General features: G+C 57.3%; 17 protein-coding genes. 14 read left to right on the top strand and 3 right to left on the bottom strand.

Going from position 1 to position 19282, the window contains the following annotated elements:
- Positions 1–9 precede the first annotated feature (9 nt).
- The 10 genes from infB (at position 10) to yedF (ending at position 11666) form a co-directional block, all read left to right on the top strand.
- Positions 10–2697, top strand: a complete 2688-nt coding sequence (infB, locus tag SPL01S_RS19765; protein WP_004952860.1) for a translation initiation factor IF-2 — start codon at positions 10–12, stop codon at positions 2695–2697.
- A gap of 68 nt (positions 2698–2765) precedes the next feature.
- A complete protein-coding gene (gene rbfA, locus SPL01S_RS19760; protein ID WP_004952863.1) occupies positions 2766–3176 on the top strand; it encodes a 30S ribosome-binding factor RbfA in 411 nt (136 codons plus the stop codon).
- Positions 3176–4120 (top strand): tRNA pseudouridine(55) synthase TruB, encoded by a 945-nt coding sequence (gene truB, locus SPL01S_RS19755; protein WP_063202398.1) that lies wholly within the window; start codon positions 3176–3178, stop codon positions 4118–4120. The genes rbfA and truB overlap by 1 nt, the downstream gene beginning before the upstream one ends.
- A gap of 124 nt (positions 4121–4244) precedes the next feature.
- On the top strand, positions 4245–4514 hold the full coding sequence (gene rpsO / locus SPL01S_RS19750) for a 30S ribosomal protein S15 (RefSeq protein ID WP_004933502.1): 270 nt from the start codon (positions 4245–4247) through the stop codon (positions 4512–4514).
- Between the two features lie 256 nt (positions 4515–4770).
- Positions 4771–6894: a polyribonucleotide nucleotidyltransferase gene (pnp, locus tag SPL01S_RS19745; protein WP_062869311.1), complete on the top strand. Its 2124-nt coding sequence runs from the start codon at positions 4771–4773 to the stop codon at positions 6892–6894.
- Positions 6895–7022: 128 nt separating this feature from the next.
- Positions 7023–7907, top strand: a complete 885-nt coding sequence (nlpI, locus tag SPL01S_RS19740) for a lipoprotein NlpI (protein ID WP_004952871.1) — start codon at positions 7023–7025, stop codon at positions 7905–7907.
- A 117-nt stretch (positions 7908–8024) separates the two neighbouring features.
- On the top strand, positions 8025–8105 hold the full coding sequence (gene yrbN, locus SPL01S_RS25860; RefSeq protein ID WP_096335046.1) for a protein YrbN: 81 nt from the start codon (positions 8025–8027) through the stop codon (positions 8103–8105).
- On the top strand, positions 8095–10068 hold the full coding sequence (locus SPL01S_RS19735) for a DEAD/DEAH family ATP-dependent RNA helicase (protein WP_062869313.1): 1974 nt from the start codon (positions 8095–8097) through the stop codon (positions 10066–10068). The genes yrbN and SPL01S_RS19735 overlap by 11 nt, the downstream gene beginning before the upstream one ends.
- A gap of 147 nt (positions 10069–10215) precedes the next feature.
- Positions 10216–11430 (top strand): selenium metabolism membrane protein YedE/FdhT, encoded by a 1215-nt coding sequence (gene yedE / locus SPL01S_RS19730; protein WP_063202395.1) that lies wholly within the window; start codon positions 10216–10218, stop codon positions 11428–11430.
- The gene (yedF, locus tag SPL01S_RS19725) at positions 11427–11666 is read left to right on the top strand and encodes a sulfurtransferase-like selenium metabolism protein YedF (RefSeq protein WP_004952879.1); all 240 of its coding nucleotides are present in this window, start codon (positions 11427–11429) and stop codon (positions 11664–11666) included. Before yedE ends, yedF begins: the two co-directional genes overlap by 4 nt.
- Positions 11667–11674: 8 nt before the next feature.
- Here yedF and SPL01S_RS19720 read toward each other — a convergent pair whose 3' ends face one another.
- Positions 11675–12541 carry a helix-turn-helix transcriptional regulator gene (locus tag SPL01S_RS19720; RefSeq protein WP_062869317.1) on the bottom strand — a complete coding sequence of 289 codons (867 nt, stop codon included), beginning with the start codon at positions 12539–12541 and terminating at the stop codon, positions 11675–11677.
- A gap of 121 nt (positions 12542–12662) precedes the next feature.
- On the opposite strand from SPL01S_RS19720, the gene SPL01S_RS19715 reads away from it, so the two are divergent.
- The gene (locus SPL01S_RS19715) at positions 12663–14105 is read left to right on the top strand and encodes an MFS transporter (protein WP_063202393.1); all 1443 of its coding nucleotides are present in this window, start codon (positions 12663–12665) and stop codon (positions 14103–14105) included.
- Between the two features lie 44 nt (positions 14106–14149).
- Here SPL01S_RS19715 and SPL01S_RS19710 read toward each other — a convergent pair whose 3' ends face one another.
- A complete protein-coding gene (locus tag SPL01S_RS19710) occupies positions 14150–15163 on the bottom strand; it encodes a luciferase-like monooxygenase (protein WP_174523967.1) in 1014 nt (337 codons plus the stop codon).
- A 224-nt stretch (positions 15164–15387) separates the two neighbouring features.
- Here SPL01S_RS19710 and SPL01S_RS19705 point away from each other — a divergent pair, with 224 nt between their 5' ends.
- Genes SPL01S_RS19705 through SPL01S_RS19695 form a run of 3 tightly spaced genes read left to right on the top strand, consistent with a single transcriptional unit; the run spans position 15388 to position 18631 of the window.
- The gene (locus SPL01S_RS19705; protein ID WP_062869326.1) at positions 15388–16359 is read left to right on the top strand and encodes an HlyD family secretion protein; all 972 of its coding nucleotides are present in this window, start codon (positions 15388–15390) and stop codon (positions 16357–16359) included.
- On the top strand, positions 16341–17495 hold the full coding sequence (locus SPL01S_RS19700) for an ABC transporter permease (protein ID WP_006323277.1): 1155 nt from the start codon (positions 16341–16343) through the stop codon (positions 17493–17495). Before SPL01S_RS19705 ends, SPL01S_RS19700 begins: the two co-directional genes overlap by 19 nt.
- Positions 17492–18631, top strand: a complete 1140-nt coding sequence (locus SPL01S_RS19695; RefSeq protein WP_006323279.1) for an ABC transporter permease — start codon at positions 17492–17494, stop codon at positions 18629–18631. Before SPL01S_RS19700 ends, SPL01S_RS19695 begins: the two co-directional genes overlap by 4 nt.
- Positions 18632–18646: 15 nt before the next feature.
- Here the strand turns inward: SPL01S_RS19695 and SPL01S_RS19690 are convergent, their stop codons facing one another.
- Entirely contained in the window at positions 18647–19282 is a 636-nt protein-coding gene (locus SPL01S_RS19690) for a CerR family C-terminal domain-containing protein (RefSeq protein ID WP_063202389.1), read from the bottom strand.

Below are 19282 nucleotides of genomic sequence, written 5' to 3'. Positions count from 1 at the left end.
AGGAACAGCATGACGACAGATGTAACCGTAAAATCGCTGGCAGCAGAGATTCAGACTCCAGTTGATCGCCTGGTACAGCAGTTTGCTGATGCAGGGATTAACAAGTCTGAGACAGACTCTGTGACCCAGCACGAGAAAGAAGCCTTACTGGCGCACCTTAACCGTGAACACGGTAGTGCGCCGGGTAAGCTCACGTTGCAGCGCAAAACGCGCAGCACCTTGAATATTCCGAGCACCGGCGGTAAAAGTAAATCGGTGCAAATCGAAGTCCGCAAGAAACGCACTTATGTAAATCGCGATACGCCAGAAGCCCAACAGGCTGAAGCGGCAGAGCAGGCACAGCGTGAAGCGGAAGAGCAGGCACAGCGCGCAGCGGAAGAGCTGGCGAAACGCGAAGCAGAAGCAAAGCGCGCAGCCGAAGACCAAGCCAAACGTGAGGCCGCGGAGATTGCTAAGCGTAATTCAGCGGAAAAAGAAAAAGTGACCAATCAACATACCGACGAAATGACCAAGCCAGCTCAGGCAGAAAAAGCACGCCGTGAAGCCGAAGCCGCAGAACTGAAACGTAAAGCGGAAGAAGAAGTGCGCCGCAAGGTTGAAGAAGACGCCAAACGCGTAGCGGAAGAAGCGCGCCGTATGGCCGAAGAGAACGGCGAGAAGTGGGCCGAAGCTGAAGCAGCAAGCGCTGCGGTTGAAACAGCCGATTACCACGTGACCACCTCTCAGCACGCCCGTGCAGCCGAAGACGAAAACGACGCCAAAGTTGAAGGCGAGCGCCGCGCCCGCACTCGTGGCGGTAAAGCGACCAAGCAGAAGAAAGGCAACAAGCTTTCCGAGTCTAAAGCAGACCGTGAAGAAGCGCGCGCCGTTACCCGTGGCGGTAAAGGCAAGCGTAAGCCAAGTACTCTTCAGCAGGGCTTCAACAAGCCGGCTCAGGTGGTTAACCGTGACGTTGTGATCGGCGAAACCATCACCGTAGCCGAACTGGCTAACAAAATGGCGGTTAAAGGCTCTCAGGTCATCAAAGCGATGATGAAACTGGGCGCAATGGCCACCATTAACCAGGTCATCGACCAGGAAACCGCACAGCTGGTTGCCGAAGAGATGGGCCACAAAGTTATCCTGCGTCGTGAGAACGAGCTGGAAGAAGCGCTGATGAGCGACCGTGATACCGGTGCTGCTGCCGAGTCACGTGCACCTGTCGTGACCATCATGGGCCACGTTGACCACGGTAAAACTTCTCTGCTGGACTACATCCGCTCCACCAAGGTGGCAGCAGGCGAGGCCGGTGGTATTACCCAGCATATCGGTGCTTACCACGTAGAAACCGACAACGGCATGATCACCTTCCTGGATACCCCAGGCCACGCAGCCTTTACCTCAATGCGTGCCCGCGGTGCTCAGGCGACAGACATCGTTGTTCTGGTTGTTGCAGCCGACGACGGCGTGATGCCGCAAACCATCGAAGCTATTCAGCATGCGAAAGCAGCGAAGGTGCCGTTGGTGGTTGCAGTGAACAAAATCGACAAGCCGGAAGCCGATCCGGACCGCGTTAAGCAGGAACTGTCCCAGTACGGCGTTATGCCGGAAGAGTGGGGCGGCGAAGCACAGTTCGTTCACGTATCTGCGAAAGCCGGTACCGGTATCGACGAACTGCTGAACGCTATCTTGTTGCAGGCCGAAGTTCTCGAACTGAAAGCCGTACGCAGCGGCATGGCCAGCGGCGTGGTTATCGAATCCTTCCTGGATAAAGGTCGTGGTCCGGTTGCTACCGTGCTGGTACAGGAAGGTACGCTGAACAAAGGCGATATCGTTCTGTGTGGCTTCGAATACGGCCGTGTACGTGCCATGCGTGACGAACTGGGTCGCGAAGTGACCTCTGCGGGTCCTTCTATTCCGGTTGAGATCCTGGGCCTGTCCAGCGTTCCTGCCGCCGGTGATGAAGCGACCGTGGTGCGTGACGAGAAGAAAGCGCGTGAAGTTGCGCTGTACCGTCAAGGCAAGTTCCGCGAAGTTAAGCTGGCGCGTCAGCAGAAATCTAAACTGGAAAACATGTTCGCTAACATGACCGACGGTGAAGTTTCTGAGCTGAACATCGTACTGAAATCTGACGTACAGGGTTCTTGTGAAGCGATTTCCGAATCACTGCAGAAACTCTCTACCGACGAAGTGAAAGTGAAGATTGTCGGCTCCGGCGTGGGGGGTATCACCGAAACCGACGCAACGCTGGCAGCGGCTTCCAACGCTATCATTCTGGGCTTCAACGTCCGTGCCGACGCTTCTGCGCGCCGCGTGATTGAAGCTGAAAGCCTGGATCTGCGTTACTACTCCGTCATCTATAACCTGATCGACGAAGTGAAGCAGGCGATGAGCGGTATGCTGGCGCCTGAGTACAAGCAGCAGATTATCGGTCTGGCCGCCGTGCGTGACGTGTTCAAATCTCCGAAATTTGGTGCCATCGCAGGTTGTATGGTTACCGAAGGGACGATCAAGCGTCACAACCCAATCCGCGTTCTGCGCGACAACGTGGTTATCTATGAAGGCGAGCTGGAATCCCTGCGCCGCTTCAAAGATGACGTTAACGAAGTCCGTAACGGCATGGAATGTGGTATCGGCGTTAAGAACTACAACGACGTGCGCGTCGGCGACATGATCGAAGTGTTCGAAATCATTGAGATTCAACGCACCATCGCTTAACGCTTGCACATCTGCTTAAGTCTGTTCCGGGGGGCCTTGTGCCCCCCGATTTGTCTGGAGAATCCATAATGGCAAAAGAATTCAGCCGCGGTCAGCGCGTGGCACAAGAGATGCAAAAAGAGATTGCTATCATTCTGCAGCGTGAAGTCAAAGATCCGCGTATCGGCATGGCTACCGTTTCTGGTGTAGAAGTTTCTCGTGATTTGGCCTATGCCAAGGTTTACGTCACCTTCCTGAACGTGTTGACCGAAAACGCCGATCCGGATCTGGTGCCTAAAGGCATTAAAGCGCTGGAAGACGCTTCCGGCTACATCCGCACGCTGCTGGGTAAAGCCATGCGCCTGCGCGTGGTGCCTGAGCTGACCTTCGCGTACGACAACTCACTGGTGGAAGGCATGCGCATGTCCAACCTGGTGACCAACGTCGTGAAGAATGACGCCGAACGCCGTTCTGCATCAGGCGATGACGAGGAGGCTTAATGAGTCGCCCTCGTCGCCGCGGCCGTGATATTCACGGCGTACTGTTGCTGGACAAACCGCAGGGTCTGTCGTCCAACGACGCTCTGCAAAAAGTGAAACGCCTTTATAACGCCAATCGCGCGGGCCACACCGGCGCGCTCGATCCGCTGGCGACAGGCATGCTGCCGATTTGCCTGGGTGAGGCGACCAAGTTCTCGCAATTCCTGCTCGACTCCGATAAACGCTATCGTGTCATTGCCAAGCTGGGTCAGCGTACCGACACCTCGGATGCGGACGGCCAGATTGTGCAAGAGCGCCCGGTGAATTTCACTCAGGCGCAACTCGATACGGCGCTGGACAGTTTCCGCGGCGATATCAAGCAAGTGCCGTCGATGTACTCGGCGCTGAAGTACCAGGGCAAGAAACTCTACGAGTATGCGCGCCAGGGTATCGAAGTGCCGCGTGAAGCGCGTAGCATCACGGTGTATGAACTGCAGTTCATTCGCTGGGAAGGCGACGAGCTGGAGTTGGAAATCCACTGTTCGAAAGGCACCTACATCCGCACCATCACCGATGATCTCGGTGAACTGCTGGGCTGCGGCGCGCACGTGATCTATCTGCGTCGTTTGCAGGTAGCGACTTATCCGATCGAACGTATGGTCACGCTTGAGCAGTTGAACGCGTTGCTGGATCAAGCCCAGGCGCAGGAAATCGCGCCTGGCGAGTTGCTCGATCCGTTGCTGATGCCGATGGACAGCCCGGTAGAAAACTACCCGGAAGTGAATTTGCTGCCGGTCGTTGCGGGTTACGTCAAGCAGGGGCAGCCGGTACAGGTTGCCGGCGCACCGGCCTCGGGCATGGTGCGAATGACCGAAGGTGAAGAGCGTAAATTTATCGGCGTAGGTGACATCGCCGATGACGGTCGCGTAGCGCCGCGTCGCCTGGTGGTCGAACATTTCGACTGAGGGTGGAAAAACGCACTGCCTTGCGATCGCACTGCGCTAAGAGTAGAATGGCGCAGCTTATGCATTGGGTTGCTGAATTAGAGATCGGCGCCTGTATTTATTATCTATAATCTGGAGTATGACAATGTCTCTAAGTGTTGAAGCTAAAGCTCAAATCGTAGCTGATTTTGGTCGTGGTACTAACGACAGCGGTTCTACCGAAGTTCAGGTTGCCCTGTTGACTGCGCAGATCAACCATCTGCAAGGCCACTTCTCAGAACACAAAAAAGATCACCACAGCCGTCGTGGTCTGCTGCGTATGGTTTCTCAGCGTCGTAAGCTGCTGGATTACCTGAAGCGTAAAGATGTAGCACGTTACACCAGCCTGATCGAGCGTCTGGGTCTGCGTCGCTAATCTAGCAAGTTTCAGCGGAAAGGGGCCTATTTTGGCCCCTTTCTTCTAGGAAGCATAAGCAAATCAGGTTAATGTATTACTGATGTTTCCAAACAGGTTCTTCCGTTACAGAGGTTCGCGCGGCTAATGAGAGGCTTTGTCTCAGGCTTGAGATAAGGATTGTCATTAGTCGCGAGGATGTAGTGAGAAGGCAAATCGAGTCACTGGCGTGTCGAGTCGTCAATACGATTGCGCGCCGTTAATCAAGGATATAATTTTGCTGACACCGATCATTCGCAAATTCCAGTATGGCCAGCATACCGTCACCATCGAGACCGGTATGATGGCTCGTCAGGCCACCGCCGCCGTTATGGTGAGCATGGATGACACCGCAGTATTCGTTACCGTAGTTGGCCAGAAAAAAGCCAAGCCAGGCCAAAGCTTCTTCCCACTGACCGTTAACTATCAGGAGCGTACTTACGCTGCTGGTCGTATCCCGGGCAGCTTTTTCCGTCGTGAAGGCCGTCCGAGCGAAGGCGAAACCCTGACCTCACGCCTGATTGACCGTCCGATCCGTCCACTGTTCCCGGACAGCTTCCTGAATGAAGTGCAAGTGATCGCGACCGTAGTTTCCGTTAACCCGCAGGTAAACCCGGACATCGTTGCGATGATCGGCGCTTCTGCTGCCCTGAGCCTGTCCGGTATTCCGTTCAACGGCCCAATCGGCGCTGCACGCGTGGGTTACATCAACAATCAGTACGTGCTGAACCCAACGACCGACGAGCTGAAAGAAAGCAGCCTGGACTTGGTGGTTGCCGGTACCGCTGGCGCAGTGCTGATGGTTGAATCCGAAGCTGACGTTCTGAGCGAAGATCAGATGCTGGGCGCTGTGGTCTTTGGCCATGAGCAACAGCAGATTGTTATCGAGAACATCAACTCCCTGGTTGCCGAAGCCGGTAAGCCTAAGTGGGACTGGCAGGCACCTGCAGTCAACGAAGCGCTGCACGCGCGCGTTGCAGAACTGGCAGAAAGCCGTCTGGGCGACGCTTATCACATCACCGAGAAACAAGAGCGTTACGCTCAGGTAGATGCGATCAAGAGCAGCGTAATTGAAACCCTGCTGGCACAGGACGAAACCCTGGACGCGTCTGAAATTCAGGACATCCTGGGCAGCGTTGAGAAAAACGTTGTACGTAGCCGCGTGCTGCGTGGCGAGCCGCGTATCGACGGCCGTGAAAAAGACATGATCCGTGGTCTGGACGTGCGCACCGGCGTGCTGCCGCGTACCCACGGTTCCGCACTGTTCACCCGTGGCGAGACTCAGGCTCTGGTTACTGCAACGCTGGGCACCGCCCGTGACGCGCAAAACCTGGATGAGCTGATGGGTGAGAAAACCGACAGCTTCCTGTTCCACTACAACTTCCCTCCGTACTCCGTAGGTGAGACCGGTATGGTGGGTTCGCCTAAACGTCGTGAAATTGGTCACGGTCGCCTGGCGAAACGCGGTGTATTGGCTATGATGCCTAAACCAGAGGATTTCCCGTACACGGTGCGTGTGGTTTCTGAAATCACCGAATCCAACGGTTCTTCTTCAATGGCTTCTGTCTGTGGTGCCTCTCTGGCGCTGATGGACGCAGGCGTGCCAATCAAGGCCGCCGTTGCAGGTATCGCAATGGGCCTGGTTAAAGAACAAGATAACTTTGTCGTTCTGTCCGACATTCTGGGTGACGAAGATCACCTGGGCGACATGGACTTCAAAGTAGCCGGTAGCCGTGACGGTATTACCGCGCTGCAGATGGACATTAAAATTGAAGGCATCACCCGCGAAATCATGCAGGTGGCACTGAACCAGGCCAAGGGCGCGCGTCTGCACATCCTGGGCGTGATGGAACAGGCTATCAGCACCCCGCGTGGCGATATCTCTCAGTTCGCACCACGTATCCACACCATCCGAATCAACCCGGACAAGATCAAAGACGTGATCGGTAAAGGCGGCTCTGTCATCCGTGCGCTGACCGAAGAGACCGGCACTACCATCGAAATCGAAGATGATGGTACGGTTAAAATTGCTGCTACCGACGGTGAGAAAGCCAAGTTCGCTATCCGCCGCATCGAAGAGATCACCGCAGAGATCGAAGTGGGCCGTATTTACCAGGGTAAAGTGACCCGTATCGTTGATTTCGGCGCATTCGTGGCGATCGGCGGTGGTAAAGAAGGTCTGGTGCACATCTCTCAAATCGCTGACAAGCGCGTTGAGAAAGTGACCGACTATCTGCAGATGGGTCAGGAAGTACCGGTTAAGGTACTGGAAGTTGACCGTCAGGGCCGTGTGCGTCTGAGCATCAAAGAAGCTACAGCGCCAGAAGCAGGTTCATCTGCACCTGCGCCTGAAGCAGAATAACTGTATAGATAGATTTACAGCTCCCCGCCATGGGGTTGGGAGCTGTTCGTATCGCGCGGGTAGGATGCCTGCGTATTAGCAAACGGATGACAGGATGTTCATCCAATGTTTGTCTTCGGGAGTGGGAAATGAAGCCTTTCTTGCGCTGGTGTTACGTTGCGACAGCACTCATGCTGGCAGGATGCAGCAACCATGATTGGCGTAAAGACGAAGTTTTGGCGATCCCGTTGCAGCCAACGCTGCAGCAGGAAGTGATCCTGGCGCGCATGGAACAAATACTTGCCAGCCGGGCACTGACGGACGATGAGCGTGCGCAGCTTTTATATGAGCGCGGTGTGCTGTATGATAGCCTCGGGCTACGTGCACTGGCGCGCAATGATTTCTCGCAAGCGCTGGCGATACGTCCTGATATGCCAGAAGTTTTCAACTACCTGGGCATTTACTTAACGCAGGCAGGCAATTTTGATGCTGCCTATGAAGCGTTTGATTCTGTACTAGAGCTTGATCCAACTTACAATTACGCGCGTTTAAACCGGGGCATCGCACTGTATTATGGCGGCCGCTTCCCGTTGGCGCAGGATGATCTGCAGGCGTTTTATCAAGACGACCCAAACGATCCCTTCCGTTCGTTGTGGCTGTATCTTGTGGAAAGAGAAATCGATCCCAAGAAGGCTGACGTAGCGCTCCAGCAGCGTTATGACAAAGCGAACCGAGGGCAATGGGGATGGAATATTGTCGAATTCTACCTGGGCAACATCAGTGAAAAAACGCTGATGGAAAAGCTCAAGGCAGATGCAACGGATAACACTTCGCTCGCTGAGCATCTCAGTGAAACTGACTTCTATTTGGGTAAACACTACCTGAGTCTGGGGGACAAGGACACCGCTTCGGCGCTGTTCAAACTGACGGTTGCTAACAACGTTCATAATTTCGTTGAGCACCGCTATGCATTGTTGGAATTGGCGCTGTTGGGCCAAGAACAAGACGACCTATCGGAATCGGACCAGCAATAGCTGACGAACAACTATCAGCCTGATATACATTGGTTTTATAGCCAAAGTTATCGCCTTAACGGGCGAGGGCTTCTTTGTTCGTTTTATAATCTAATTTGAGCCGGTTCACACTTTTCAATGAAAATGACTGAAAATTTTCTCGACGAGTTATGTAGACTGGCTGCCATTATTAATGAGGCACGTGTACATGACTACTGAGCTTGAAACCTCTTTTGCTGACCTGGGGCTGTCTGCTCCTATCATTTCTGCCCTGACCGATCTGGGCTACGAAAAACCGTCACCGATCCAGGCTGAGTGTATTCCTCACCTGTTGAACGGCCGTGATGTGCTGGGCATGGCACAGACCGGTAGCGGTAAAACTGCAGCGTTCTCGCTGCCACTGCTGCACAACCTTGACGCTTCCCTGAAGGCACCACAGATTCTGGTGCTGGCACCGACCCGCGAACTGGCGGTTCAGGTTGCTGAAGCGATGACTGATTTCTCTAAACATATGACTGGCGTTAATGTTGTTGCCCTGTACGGCGGCCAACGTTACGACGTACAGCTGCGCGCCTTGCGTCAGGGCCCACAAATCGTAGTGGGTACCCCAGGCCGTCTGCTGGACCACCTGAAACGCGGCACGCTGAACCTCTCTAACCTGAGCGGTCTGGTGCTGGATGAAGCCGACGAAATGCTGCGCATGGGCTTTATCGAAGACGTAGAAACCATCATGGCGGAGATCCCGGCTGAACATCAGACCGCGCTGTTCTCTGCAACCATGCCGGAAGCGATCCGTCGCATTACCCGTCGCTTCATGAAAGATCCGCAGGAAGTGCGCATTCAGTCCAGCATCACTACCCGTCCGGACATCAGCCAGAGCTACTGGACTGCGCAAGGCATGCGCAAGAACGAAGCGCTGGTGCGTTTCCTGGAAGCTGAAGACTTTGATGCGGCGATCATCTTCGTGCGTACCAAAAACGCGACCCTGGAAGTGGCTGAAGCGCTCGAGCGCAGCGGTTACAGCAGCGCCGCACTGAACGGTGACATGAACCAGGCACTGCGTGAGCAGACCCTGGAGCGTCTGAAAGACGGTCGTCTGGATATCCTGATCGCTACCGACGTTGCCGCTCGTGGTCTGGACGTGGAGCGTATCAGCCTGGTTGTGAACTACGACATCCCTATGGATTCCGAGTCTTACGTTCACCGTATCGGCCGTACCGGTCGTGCTGGTCGCGCCGGCCGTGCACTGCTGTTCGTGGAAAACCGCGAACGCCGCCTGCTGCGCAACATCGAACGCACCATGAAGCTGACCATTCCAGAAGTTGAGCTGCCAAATGCAGAGCTGCTGGGTGAGCGTCGTCTGGCCAAGTTCGCCGCTAAAGTACAGCAACAGCTGGAAAGCAGCGATCTGGACATGTACCGCGCACTGCTGGCTAAACTGCAGCCGGAAGAAGAGCTGGAAATGGAAACCCTGGCCGCAGCACTGCTGAAAATGGCACAGGGCGAACGTCCTCTGATTCTGCCACCGGATCCGGTGTTCAAACCGCGTCAACGTCGTGAGTTCAACGACCGTGACGAGCGTGGCTCTGATCGTGGCAACGACCGTCGCCGTGAAGCGCGTCCAGACAGCCGTGACGGTGGTGCCGAGCGCCCACGTCGCGAACGTCGTGACGTTGGCGAAATGCAGCTGTACCGCATTGAAGTGGGCCGTGATGACGGTGTGGAAGTTCGTCATATCGTTGGCGCGATCGCTAACGAAGGTGACATCAGCAGCCGTTACATCGGTAACATCAAGCTGTTTGCCGGTCACTCCACCATCGAACTGCCAAAAGGCATGCCGGGCGAGATCCTGTCTCACTTCACCCGTACCCGCATCCTGAACAAGCCGATGAACATGCAATTGCTGGGCGATGCGCAGCCGCATGAACGTCGTGAGCGTCGCGAAGGCGGTGCTCCAGGTGCAGGTGGCGAGCGTCGTGGCGGTGGTCGTCCGTTCAACGGCGAACGTCGTGAAGGTGCCGGCGCCGGTGCACCGCGTCGTTCTTTCAGTGAGCGTCGCGAAGGCGGTGCTCCTGCTGCAGCTGGCGAACGTCGTGGCAACGCCAGCCGTGACGGTCAACGCGCGCCGCGTCGTGATGATGCCGCTCCGGCTGCACCACGTCGCCGTTTCGGTGATGCATAACGTCTGATTTAACCGTTCGCGGTTAGTCACACTGAAAAACCAGCCTTCGGGCTGGTTTTTTTATACCTGAAATTTGCCGTTAAGCGCGGTTAAATGGCGTATCCTTTATAAGGTTTTTTCTTATGGATACTACGCACAGGAGATGCCATGAGTTGGCAGCAATTTAAATCTCAATACCTGGTGCGCTTTTGGGCGCCACTGCCGGCGGTGATTGCCGCCGGGATACTCTCGACTTACTACTTCGGCATGACCGGCACCTTCTGGGCGGTAACCGGCGAATTTACCCGCTGGGGCGGCCATCTGTTGCAGGCGTTCGGTCTGCATCCTGAGCAATGGGGTTACTTTAAGGTCATTGGCCTTGAGGGCACGCCGTTGCAACGCATCGACGGCCGGATGATCATCGGTATGTTCGCCGGCTGTGTCGCCGCCGCGCTGTGGGCCAACAACATCAAGCTACGCCGGCCACAGCACAGTATCCGCATTGTGCAGGCGCTGTTGGGCGGCATTATCGCCGGCTTCGGCGCGCGGCTGGCGATGGGGTGTAACCTGGCGGCATTCTTTACCGGCATTCCGCAGTTCTCGCTGCACGCCTGGTTCTTCGCGCTGGCGACCGCAGCCGGTTCTTACTTTGGCGCCAAATTTACCCTGCTACCGCTGTTTCGTATTCCGATAAAACTGCAAAAAGTGCAGGCTGCCGCGCCGCTGACGCAAAAGCCAGAGCAGGCGCGTCGTCGTTTCCGCCTGGGCATGGTGATTTTTTGCCTGTCGATCGCCTGGTCGCTATGGACGCTGTTTGATGCGCCGAAGCTGGGTATCGCCATGCTGTTCGGCATCGGTTTTGGTTTGTTGATTGAACGCGCGCAGATCTGCTTCACCTCGGCGTTCCGCGATCTGTGGATCACCGGCCGCACCCACATGGCGAAAGCGATCATTATCGGCATGGCGGTCAGCGCCATCGGTATTTTCAGTTACGTGCAGCTCGGCGTTGCGCCTAAAATCATGTGGGCCGGCCCCAATGCGGTAATTGGCGGGTTGTTGTTCGGTTTCGGCATCGTACTGGCCGGCGGCTGCGAGACCGGCTGGATGTACCGCGCGGTGGAAGGGCAGGTGCATTATTGGTGGGTCGGGCTGGGCAATATCATCGGTGCCACGCTGCTGGCTTACTACTGGGACGATTTGGCCCCGGCGCTGGCTACCGATTACGACAAGGTCAACCTGCTGGACACCTTCGGGCCGATCGGCGGCCTGCTGGTCACTTACCTGCTGCTGGCGCTGGCGTTTGCCGCGATGCTGTGGTGGGAGAAACGCTTTTTCCGCGCCAAACCCGACGCACAGGTGGTTAATTTAAGGAGAGTGTCATGAAACAGGCGGCGATAGTGCCGGATTACCGGCTGGATATGCTCGGCGAGCCTTGCCCCTACCCGGCGGTGGCGACGCTGGAAGCCATGCCGCAGCTGAAACCGGGGGAAATCCTGGAGGTAATCAGCGATTGCCCGCAGTCGATCAACAACATTCCGCTCGACGCGCGCAACCACGGTTACAAGGTGCTGGATATCCAGCAGGACGGTCCGACCATCCGCTACCTTATCCAACGCTGACCCCAAAGTTACTCTGCGCCGCCGGTCAACTGATGCAGGCGGCGTTCACTCTGCTCATCTGCCGGCACATACACCAGCATCCGATCGCCGTTGCGCGGCGCTGACCACCAGTTATTCTGCCGCAGGCTCATCACCCCGACTAACGGATGGCGAAAGCGTTTGACGTTGTTGTCGATGCTGCGCACCTCATGCCTCTCCCAGAGGGTGCGGAAATCCTCAGAGACCGCCAGATAGCGCGCCAGTTGCGCCTCCCAGATCGGTTCGCCCAAATGCTCCGCCATTTGCGCGCGAAACAGCGCCACCATTTTCGGCATCACTTCATCCCAGTCCAACTGGCTGGCACGCCAGTGTTCGTGGGTGAACGCCAAATAGATACAGTTACGATCTTCCGGTGGCAGTTCGGCCAGTTCGACGCCCATCAGCAGGCAATAGGCCCGGTTGAAACCCAGGATATCGAAGCGTGCGTTGGAAATGATTGCCGGCAGCGGGTCGAGCTGATCAAGGATTTTTTGCCCGTATGCCGACAACGGCTCACAGCCGTCGCTTTGCGTAGACGCCGGCAAGCTTTGTCCCGCCAGCCTGAACAGGTGGTGAGTTTCCGCTTCGTTGCATTGCAGCGCGTTGGCGATCGCGGTCAGCGTTTTTGGCGAGGCTTGAATCGGCCGCCCCTGTTCCAGCCAGGTGTACCAGGTGATGCCAACGTCGGCCAACTGCGCGACTTCTTCACGGCGCAGGCCGGGCGTGCGGCGTTGACGCATACGCGCAAGCCCCAGCCGGTTGGGATCCAGGCTCTCGCGGCGCGTGCGCAGAAAAGCGCCCAACAGCTTGCGGTTATCGGCGTGAACGCCAGAGGTAGTGCGGGTAGTTACGGGCATGAACAATTTACTCCTGCAACAAGACCGGTAGTTTTTATACCATGATAATCAAGCACTGGTACCCGTTTGCTTTAAAGGTGATGCTAATCACATTCCTGGGTTAACACAATGGATGAGAAGCATGAGCGCACCATCAACGGCGGCCAAGCTGGGCCGCGCGGGGTTAATTATTTTATTGGCGGGGCAGTTGCTGCCGATGATCGATTTTTCCATCGTGAATGTCGGGCTGGATGCGATAGCGCAGTCGCTGGGAGCCAGCCCGGCGCAGTTGGAACTGATTGTGGCGGTCTACGGCGTGGCGTTCGCCGTCTGTCTGGCGATGGGCGGCCGCTTGGGGGATAACCTGGGGCGGCGCACCCTGTTCCTGTGGGGCGTGCGGATATTTGCCGTGGCCTCATTGATGTGCGGATTGGCGAACTCCGTCTGGCTGTTACTGGTGGCTCGCGTGTTGCAGGGGGTTGGCGCGGCGTTTATCGTGCCACAAATCCTGGCCACCATTCATGTGTGCCTGCGGGGCCGCGAACATACCAAGGCGCTGGGAATGTACGGGGCTATCGGTGGGCTGGCGTTTATCGTCGGCCAGGTGCTGGGCGGGTTGCTGATCACTCTTGATATTGCCGGCAGCGGCTGGCGCAGCGTATTCCTGATTAATATTCCGGTGTGCCTGTTGGTGCTGGCCTGCGCCCACCGCTGGGTGCCGAATACCCGTGGGGAAAAGCGGGTGAATGTCGATCTCCCCGGCACGCTGTTGCTTGGATTGACCATCGCCTGCCTGCTGTTCCCGCTGGCATTGGGGCCGGTATGGCACTGGCCGTGGCCTTGCCTGGTGCTGCTGGCGGCCAGCATCCCGCTGTTGTGGTTACTTTGGCAGGTCGAACGGCGACAGGAGCAACGGCGTAATTTCCCGTTGTTGCCGCCGGCGCTGCTGCGCTTGCCGAGCGTGCGCTTCGGGCTGGTGATCGCCATCCTGTTCTTCTCCTGCTGGAGCGGCTTTATGTTTGTGATGGCGCTGACGCTGCAATCCGGCGCGGGGTTGAGCTCATTCCAGTCAGGCAATGCGTTTATCGCGCTCGGGGCGGCCTATTTTCTTTCATCGCTGCTGAGCAGCACGGTGGTGGAGCACTTCGGCAAGGTGCGGACGCTGATGTTTGGCTGCCTGATCCAGATGGTGGGTCTGTTGGCGCTGATGTTGACGTTGAAACTGGTCTGGCCGCATCCGGGGCTGTGGAATTTGATCCCGGCGACGGTGTTGATTGGCTTCGGGCAGGCGTTTATCGTCAGCAGTTTCTTTCGCATCGGCCTGTCTGACGTACCGACAGAGCACGCCGGCTCCGGCAGTGCCATGCTGGCTACGGTGCAACAGACGGCGTTGGGGTTGGGGCCGATCCTGCTGGGCACGCTGCTGGTGCAGATGCTGCATTTGGCGCCCGGTAATTACCTGAATGCAGTGCTGGTGGCGATTGCGGCCGAATTTTGCCTGATGCTGGTGTTGCTGAGCCGCACGTTGCTGTTTCTGCGGGCCGAACGCCGCCAGCAGGTGCATGAAGCGATAAAACAGGCCTGACGGCCCGGTTAAAGGTGGGGGAAGCCATTTCCCCCACCGTTCATTTAGCCTTTCACCACATCGCCTTTCACTCCGGCGACAATCTCAAACGAATGCAGCCGTGCCTGATGGTCAAAGATCTGGCCGTTGACCATGATTTCATCCGCGCCGGTTTCACGCAGCAGCGCCTGCAACCCGTGGCGAACGGTGCTTTCATTACCGACTATCGACATGCGCAGCGCCTGATCGACACCGTATTGCTCTCCGGCGCTCCATAGCGCGTGGATATTGTCCACCGGCGGCGGCAACGGGCCCGGCGAACCGCGGCGCAGGTTAATGAATTGCTGTTGCATCGAGGTGAACAGCCGGCGGGCCTCTTCGTCGCTGTCGGCGGCCACCACGTTGACGCACACCATGGCATGCGGCTGTGCGCATTGCTCGGAAGGTTTGAAGTTATCGCGATACAGCTTCAGCGCCTGGAACAGCATTTCCGGCGCAAAGTGGGAAGCGAAGGCGAACGGCAGACCAAGCTGTGCCGCCAGCTGTGCGCTGTACAGGCTCGAGCCCAGTAGCCAGATCGGCACATGCAAGCCCTGGCCCGGCACGGCCTGCACCGGTTGGCCTGGCTGCGCATCGCAGAAATAATGCTGCAGTTCCTGCACGTCACGCGGGAAGTTATCCACTTCGCCGGACAGGTGGCGGCGCAGCGCCATCATGGTGCGCTGATCGGTACCGGGCGCGCGGCCAAGGCCCAGATCGATACGTCCCGGGTACAACGATTCCAGCGTGCCGAACTGTTCGGCAATCACCAGCGGCGCATGGTTAGGCAGCATCACGCCGCCGGAGCCGAGGCGAATGCTCTGGGTACCGGCGGCCAGAAAGCCCAACAGCACCGAGGTGGCCGCACTGCCGATACCGGTCATATTGTGATGTTCCGCCAACCAATAGCGCTGATAGCCCCATTTTTCGGCATGTTGTGCTAAATCTAAAGAGGCGTGAAACGCATCGCGCGGTTTGGCCCCTTGCGGAATGGGGGATAAGTCCAGTACCGAAAGCGGTACCACGGTTTTTTCAGTCATGACATCGTCCATCAGAGGAGTGATCGCTTAAAGGGCGATTGCAGGAGTCTGCAAACTACAAAGTCGAATGTGCTTTAGCGTTAAAAGCATAATCCAATTTAGGGTTATAAAAGAGGATATATGTGCTTGTGGTATCCTTATGAGAAAAATGGTCTTTTTAGAGCCTATTAAAATATGGACGTGATGATCCCCACCTGCCGCTTACCCTTCCGGGAGCCTGAATAATGAAAAAAAAGACGCTGTTTACCCTGTTGTTGATGGTGGTGGCGATCGCTCTGGCGATATTGTTCCGCGCGCATAATCAGGATCTGCTGTTGCAGGGCGAGGTGGATGCGCCGGAAGTGATTGTGGCCTCCAAAGCCAAGGGGCGGGTGATCGAGCGCCTGGTGGAGCGTGGCGATGACGTAAAGGGCGGGCAGGCGATGATTCAGCTCGACAGCCCGGAACTGATGGCGCAGCTGCGTTCCGCACAGGCGACGCGCGATGAGGCCAAAGCGCAGCTTGATCAGTCGCTGCATGGCACGCGTGAAGAGAGCATCCGCAATCTGCGCGCCAGCCTGGCGCAGGCCGAGGCGCAATACCGCAATGCGCAGAATGATTACAATCGCAACCTGAGTATCGCCGGCAAAGGCTATATCTCGAAATCCGAGCTGGACAGCTCGCGCCGTTCGCGCGATACCGCTTTCCAACAGGTGCAGGCCGCCAAGGCCAATCTGGACGAAGGCGTCAACGGCGACCGTATCGAACTGCGGCAGCAATACGCCGCGGCGCTGCGGGCGGCGGAAGAGAACCTGCTGGAAGTGAAAGCCCAAACCGACGATCTGCGGGTTTTAGCGCCGGTGGACGGCGAAGTGGGGCCGATCCCGGCGGAAGTGGGTGAACTGCTGAATGCCGGTAGCCCGCTGGTGACGTTGATCCGCGTACCGGATGCCTACTTCGTGTTTAACCTGCGCGAAGACATTCTGGCTCACGTACGCAAAGGCGATAAGATCCAAATGCGGGTGCCGGCGCTGCAGAACAAAATGATTGAGGCAGAGGTACGCTACATCGCGCCGCTGGGCGATTACGCCACCAAACGCGCCACCCGCGCCACCGGTGACTTCGATCTGAAAACCTTTGAAGTGCGCCTGTATCCGTCACAGCCGGTGGACGGTCTGCGTCCGGGGATGAGCAGCCTATGGCTATGGAAAGAGTAAAGGCCGGTTGGCGCTGCTTCAGCCACGCGTTTGACAACGAGTGCCGCATCGCCTTTCGCAGCCCGGTGGTGCACTGGCTAAGTTGGATCTTCCCGCTGATGCTGTTTGGCCTGATCAGCAGCAACTTCTCGGAAGGCACCTTGCTCGATTTGCCGGTATCGGTGGTGGATAGCGATCACAGCTCTCTGTCCAAATCACTGACCCGCAAGCTGGATGCTGGCTCCCATGCCCACGTCGAAGCCTACGATGGCGGGCTGGATGAATCGCTGCACCGCCTGCGCAGCGCGCAGGATTATGCGCTGCTTTACATCCCGCCGGATTTCGAGGCCAACGCGCTGGCGGGCAAACAGCCGAGTGTGGTGATGTATTACAACGCGCTGTTTTACGGCGCCGGGCTGTATTCCACTCAGGATTTCAGCGGCCTGATGACGGAAATAAACGCCAGCACCCGCAGCATCATCGCCGGGGAGATGGGCAAAACGCTGCCGCCTCTGGCGGACGTCACGCTGTCGTACGGCAGTTTGTTCAACGCCAGCGGCAGCTATATTTATTATCAGCAGTTCGCGGCCACCATTCACCTGCTGCAGCTGTTTGTGGTGACCTGCATGATTTACGTGCTGGCGCGCAGCAAGTCGCTGTTGAAGGCCAGGCCGTTCAGCCTGGCGCTGCTCGGCAAACTGGCGCCTTACACCCTGTGTTTCACCAGCCTGCTGATGGTGGAGATCGCGGCGCTGGTGGGCATTTTTGACGCCCGCGTCAGCGGCAATCCCTTGTTTATGCTGATGATCGCCTTTTTCTACGTGATGGCGGCGCAGAGCGTCGGCCTGCTGCTGTTTACCTTTACCGGCAGCACTATCACTGCCTACAGCCTGATCGGCATCCTGGTGAGTATCGCGTTGACCTTCTCGGGCATGGCAGTGCCGGAGCTATCGATGCCGCTGCCGGCGCGCATTATCTCCAATATCGAGCCGCTGACCCACGCGCTGTACGCCATGTTCGACGTGTTCCTGCGGCAGGTGCCGGCCAGTGCCATCTTCAGCGTCTGTGCGCTGCTGGCGGTCTATCCGCTGGTTACCGCGCTGCTGGTACGTAACCGGCTGTTGCAGCGGTTGTTGAAGGAAGGGGGCGCGGGATGAAGATCTATTGGCAAACCTTTGTCCGGGTGCTGCTTGGCATGCTGGAACGGCCGATGTGGCTGATGCTGCTCCTGTCGTTGTGCATCATGAGCATGGTGTATGCCAACCGCACGGTGTGGGATCTGCCGGTTGGCGTGGTCGATCAGGACCATAGCACCGCCAGCCGCCAGTTGATCCGCCAACTGGACGCCACCTCGAAAATCGCGATCCAGACCTACGACAGCCAGGAGCAGGCCCAGCGAGACCTTGGCTGGCGCAAGCTGTTTGCGGTGATCATCATGCCGGTGGATCTGGAGAAAAAGATCCTGAGCGGGCAGAATATCGTGGTGCCGGTGTACGGCGACGCGACCAACCGCCTGGCCAACGGCCAGATCCAGCAGGACGTAGTGGCGGCTTATCAACAACTGTTGAGCCAGTACAACAACGGGCTGCTGCTGCGCAGCGGTTTCAGCGAACGCCAGGCGCAGGTGATCCTGACGCCGATCGTGGGGCAGACGCTGGACGTGTTCAACCCCGGCATCAGCTTTGCGGCAATCATTTTCCCCGGCCTGCTGGTCATGCTGTTGCAGCACTCGTTGTTGATCGCCTGCATACGCGTCAGCATCGCCATGAAGAGTACGCCGGGCGGTAAAGCACCGTTGGCGGCGCATCTGGGCGGGTTGACGGCGCTGCTGCCGATCTGGTTATTCCTGTCGATCGTGCTGTTTGTGCTGTGGCCGTGGGTGCTGGGCTACCGCCAGACGGCGGGCATCCCGGAAATTCTGTTGCTGACCTTCCCGTTCCTGCTGGCGGTGCTGGGGTTGGGCAAGCTGGTGACCGAGTGCTTGCGCAGCGTCGAGATGATCTACCTGACGCTGGCATTTATCACCACGCCGATATTCTACCTCTCCGGCACCATCTGGCCGCTGCAGGCGATGCCGGGCTGGGTGCGAACCATTTCCTATTGCATCCCCTCCACCTGGGCCACCAAGGCGATAGCCGGGGTTAACCAGATGGGGCTGTCGCTTAACGAAGTGTGGGGCGATGTGGTGATGCTGCTGGTGCTGGGGATTATTTACACCCTGCTGGGCGTCGGCGTGGGCTTTCTGCGCAACAGCGTGGCGTTGCGCAGTCTGTTTCGCAAGCGGAGTGCATAGCTGACGTTGCCGTATTTAGTATTGTGCTGCGGCGACCGACATAACACCTACCAGCCCGGCAATCTGCGCCACCTGTTGCGGCCGCAATGCCTTTTCGCCAAGTCGACGCAGCAGGGCCTCCCGCGCCACGGAGAAGGCTAACGCCTGGCCGAGGATGGCGTGAGCGCACAGAATATTTTCCCGCAGGCCCGGGTCTTCACCGCGGATCGCCGCGACTAACTCGCTAACGGCCTGATGCAGCGGCAAGAACAGGCGCGAATACAAGGCATCGAACTCAGCGCTGGGCTGGAGTTGTTCGCGCGCTAATAGCAGACTGCTTGCTGTCGAGGTTTCAGACCCCAGCAAGGCACGGACGAAATCCTGCATCAGTGTTTGCAAAGCTGCTGCCGGCGATGGTGAGTTTGTCAAAAGACGAGGCAATGCCAGGTGTTCAACGATGCCGTTGGCAACGTGTTCAAGTACCGCTAAATACACACCTTCTTTGCCGCCAAAATGGTACGGAATGGCGGACTGATTCACGCCCGCTTCGTCGGCCAACTGCCGGGTGCGTACGCCTTCCAGCCCCTGTTTGCTGAACAGGCTCAATCCAGCCCGAATAAGCCGCTCCTGGGTTTCGCGGGCTCGTTCACTGAGCCTGTCCTGATCTTGCAT

Origin of the sequence: Serratia plymuthica NBRC 102599, assembly GCF_001590925.1 — a bacterium.
GTDB lineage: Bacteria > Pseudomonadota > Gammaproteobacteria > Enterobacterales > Enterobacteriaceae > Serratia > Serratia plymuthica.
This window is presented reverse-complemented; position numbering and strand designations above follow the sequence as displayed.